Source organism: Pseudomonas laurentiana (genome assembly GCF_014648275.1).
Taxonomy (GTDB): domain Bacteria; phylum Pseudomonadota; class Gammaproteobacteria; order Pseudomonadales; family Pseudomonadaceae; genus Aquipseudomonas; species Aquipseudomonas laurentiana.
Map to the genome: position 1 here is coordinate 1 of NZ_BMQU01000180.1, position 555 is coordinate 555.

Here is a 555-nt window from a genome sequence, read left to right on the forward strand (position 1 = left end):
AAGCCACGGCCGACCGCCTCGGTCTCCGGCCTGTTCGTGCTGTGCTACGGGATCTTCCGCTTCGTCGTCGAGTTCGTCCGCGTGCCGGATGCCCAGCTCGGCTACCTCGCCTGGGGTTGGCTGACCATGGGCCAGGTGCTCTGCGTACCGATGGTGCTGGCCGGCATTGCCCTGATGGTCTGGGCCTACCGCCGCGACGCGGCGCAGCCGAAGGCGGCCTGAGCCGCTTTTCGTGCCCGGGGCGGATAACGTCGCAGGCGTCATCCGCTCCGGGCAGCCGGCTTTCCGCTCCAGGGCGTGCATGGCTTGCGCCGGTTGCGCCGAACTGGCGATGCCGGCCCCGTCGCCGTAGACTTGGCCATCCTTCTGTCATCCCTCGGTGGGAGCCGCCACGTCGGCGCCGCACCGATATCGATCCGAGCCTCCGATGAAACAGTACCTCGACCTGATGCGCCACGTGCGCGAGCACGGCACCTTCAAGAGCGACCGCACCGGCACCGGCACCTATAGCGTGTTCGGCCACCAGATGCGCTTCGACCTGGCCGCGGGCTTCCC

2 protein-coding genes are annotated in these 555 nt (G+C 68.8%); both read left to right on the forward strand.

From position 1 onward, the window contains the following. Nucleotides 1-222: prolipoprotein diacylglyceryl transferase family protein (locus IE038_RS24195; protein WP_189396441.1), on the forward strand; the 222-nt coding region annotated here is incomplete at its 5' end. A 205-nt stretch (nucleotides 223-427) separates the two neighbouring features. Then, a partial coding sequence (locus IE038_RS24200; protein WP_229775748.1) for a thymidylate synthase occupies nucleotides 428-555 on the forward strand: 128 nt, incomplete at its 3' end.